Source organism: Desulfonatronospira sp., assembly GCA_003563255.1.
Lineage (GTDB): Bacteria > Desulfobacterota > Desulfovibrionia > Desulfovibrionales > Desulfonatronovibrionaceae > Desulfonatronospira.
Map to the genome: position 1 here is coordinate 1 of PWSL01000315.1, position 2,872 is coordinate 2,872.

Sequence of the window (2,872 nt, forward strand, 5' to 3'; positions counted from 1 at the left end):
ATGATGAAAGTTTCTGGATGACGCAGAAAGCAATCGCAGAACTTTTCGACGTTGAAGTCCCGGCTATCAGCAAACACCTTGGCAACATCTACGATTCAGGAGAGTTGGAGCAGGAGGCAACTGTTTCCATTTTGGAAACAGTTCGTCGGGAGGGCAACCGCAACGTCAAACGAAAGCTGGAATATTACAACCTCGACGCCATCATTGCCGTGGGGTACCGGGTCAACAGCTATCAGGCCACCCAGTTCCGGGTCTGGGCGACCAAAACACTCAAGGAATTTATTATCAAGGGGTTTGTGCTGGATGATGAACGACTCAAGCAGGGAAAACATTTCGGTAAAGATTATTTCGATGAGCTTCTGGAGAGGATTCGTGAAATCCGGGCCAGCGAGCGCCGGTTCTACCAGAAAATTACCGATATTTATGCTCTTTCGGCAGATTACGACAAAAATGCGCCCCTTACGCAGGAATTTTTCTCGACTGTGCAGAACAAACTGCACTGGGCCATAACCGGGAAAACCGCCGCTGAAATCATCTATGACTCGGCGGATGCCGAAAAAATACATATGGGGCTGACAAGCTGGAAACAGGCGCCTGACGGGAAAATCCTGAAATCCGATGTCTCCATCGCCAAAAACTACCTGAGCCAAAACAGGCCTGAAAATAAGGCTCAACGGCCACTGCTGTTGCCGGGCAGGACGCCCGACAGATCACCCCGGCACGCTTTGAGAGAACAAACGAGGTTGATTCATGCCCATCCCTGACTTCCAGTGTTGCAGTTCCTTCTCCATCCTGGCACGCTGATGTCCTGCGGGAGAGGGAAATAGAATATAAAGAAGGATCGTCCGGATTCACAAACTGGCCGGAAGCAAAAAAGAGAATCCGGGACCAATTGAAATGAAGATCCGGATTTTTACCAGGCATTATATATGCCCCATGTGTCAGGACGGTTTGCAGATCCCCATGGCCCATGGAGGCTGAAACAATGTTATTAAAGGAGAAATTAGTGAACTGGCGTGAAATCATCATCGATCCGGAAGTCCTGGCCGGCAAGCCGATTATAAAAGGGACCCGTATTTCCGTAGAGTTCATTGTTGATCTTCTGGGGCGCGGATGGTCCATTGAACGGATTCTAAAGGAATACGATCACCTGAAACGTGATGATATTCAGGCCTGTCTTGCCTGTGCTGGACAGGTACTTAAGTCTGAGCGGGTTTACCTTTTCCCTGAAAAAGGAGCAGCAGGTGCGGATATCAGCCAATGAGAATATTCCGGCTTTGGTTGTGAGTGAACTGATAATGGCCGGGCGAGCACGGCTTCAACTGCACAAACTTGGAACGCCCCCTGACCTGGCCGCCCTGGCCTGCCGGTAATTGCAGCTGACTTTGAATCCTCTGATTTCATCCGCATGCACATGGATGAGGTCATGTGCGCTTGAGCTCTAGCTCAAGTTTATAATAAATTGTTTGCATATCTTTTCGAAAAACGATAAGTTCTGCAAAAAATTTATACGGATGAACGAATGCTGTCCACATTAATATCAAAACTGGAATCTGAAGGCCGCTATTATTTTTCATTTAAGGAGGTGCAGCACTGGTCAAACCTGTCCTCACAGGCTCTGCGATCCGCCCTTCACCGGCTTAAAAGGAAAAAAAATATAGCCATGCCCATGCGCGGATTTTACGTTATACTTCCGCCTGAATACCGGTCAAGGGGGTGTCTGCCGGCCGAGCAATTCGTACCGGGCATGATGCAGTATCAGGACCAGACATACTATGCCGGCCTTCTTACTGCTGCTGCCTACTACGGAGCTTCCCATCAACGGCCTCAGGTTTTTCAGGTTGTTGTGACCAAACCGCGGAGGAAAATTACCTGCGGGGCTGTAGCTGTAGAGTTTATTGTCAGGAAAAACGCGCATGAGATACCTGTGCAGGAGAGGAATACTCGTTCTGGATTTCTGCGGGTATCTACCCCTGAAGCAACTGCTTTTGACTTGGTCGGCCATGCAAAAAAATGCGGTGGCCTGGATAACGTGGCAACTTTGCTCGGAGAATTGTCTGCAAGCCTTAATGCAGAAAAACTGCTGGCAACAGCAAAGCTGTCACCTGTATCCTGGCTGCAGCGACTGGGATATCTGCTGGATCTGGTTGGAGATTCAGACTTAAGCGGCCCTCTTGCCAGGCTGGTTGCTGAAAAGGAACCTGTTAATGCCTGTCTTTTGCCTTCATCCCGGACTACTGGCGCAAAAATCAATAGTCGCTGGAGGCTTTTGGTCAATACCGTGGTGGAGACTGAGAGTTGATACCCCAGGCTTATATTGCCGAGTGGCAGCGCTACGCTCCCTGGCCGGACAACAGCATGATCGAACAGGATCTGGTTATCACCAGAGCGCTGGTAGAGATATTCAACCATCCTGCTCTTGCAGATAATCTGGCTTTTCGGGGAGGTACGGCTTTGTATAAGCTTCATCTTCCTGCTGTTCGATACTCTGAAGACATTGATCTGGTCCAGGTCGAGGCAGGCCCAATAGGCGGGCTGATGGACGGAGTCAGAGACGCGCTTTCTCCCTGGCTTGGGATGCCTGTATGGAAACAGACCCAGGGGCGGGTAACTTTTAAATATCGTTTCATTTCAGAAGACGATGTTCCGCTGAACCTGAAAGTGGAAATAAATTCCAGAGAACATTTTTCAGTGTATGGGTTCTGCAAACGGCCTTTGCTTCTTGAATCTTCCTGGCATAAAGGAGCATCAGAAATATTAACTTATGAACTGGCAGGTTCGCAGAAATATTGATCGTTTCCCTGATGATTTCATGTTTGAGTTGACCAGTGAAGAAGAAAAAAACTTGAGGTGCCAGATTGGCACCTCAAGC

Annotated in this window: 5 protein-coding genes; all 5 read left to right on the plus strand. The window is 48.9% G+C overall.

Annotated elements, in window-relative coordinates:
• Nucleotides 1–764 (plus strand): RhuM family protein (gene rhuM / locus QZP87_RS09220; RefSeq protein ID WP_291322627.1); only part of this gene is annotated, 764 nt, incomplete at its 5' end.
• Nucleotides 765–1,006: 242 nt separating this feature from the next.
• Complete coding sequence (locus tag QZP87_RS09225; RefSeq protein ID WP_291322628.1) at nt 1,007–1,264, plus strand: DUF433 domain-containing protein; 258 nt, start codon at nt 1,007–1,009, stop codon at nt 1,262–1,264.
• A 258-nt stretch (nt 1,265–1,522) separates the two neighbouring features.
• Nucleotides 1,523–2,302, plus strand: coding sequence for a type IV toxin-antitoxin system AbiEi family antitoxin (locus tag QZP87_RS09230; RefSeq protein ID WP_291322629.1), 780 nt, complete (start codon nt 1,523–1,525; stop codon nt 2,300–2,302).
• Nucleotides 2,299–2,793, plus strand: coding sequence for a nucleotidyl transferase AbiEii/AbiGii toxin family protein (locus QZP87_RS09235; protein WP_291322630.1), 495 nt, complete (start codon nt 2,299–2,301; stop codon nt 2,791–2,793). The genes QZP87_RS09230 and QZP87_RS09235 overlap by 4 nt, the downstream gene beginning before the upstream one ends.
• A 19-nt stretch (nt 2,794–2,812) precedes the next feature.
• Nucleotides 2,813–2,872, plus strand: a 60-nt coding sequence (locus QZP87_RS09240; RefSeq protein WP_291322631.1) for a hypothetical protein, incomplete at its 3' end; no start/stop codon positions are given.

Coding starts and splice junctions, on each gene's coding strand:
- QZP87_RS09230 (WP_291322629.1), top strand. CDS start 1,523: ATGCTGTCCACATTAATATCAAAACTGGAATCTGAAGGCCGCTATTAT.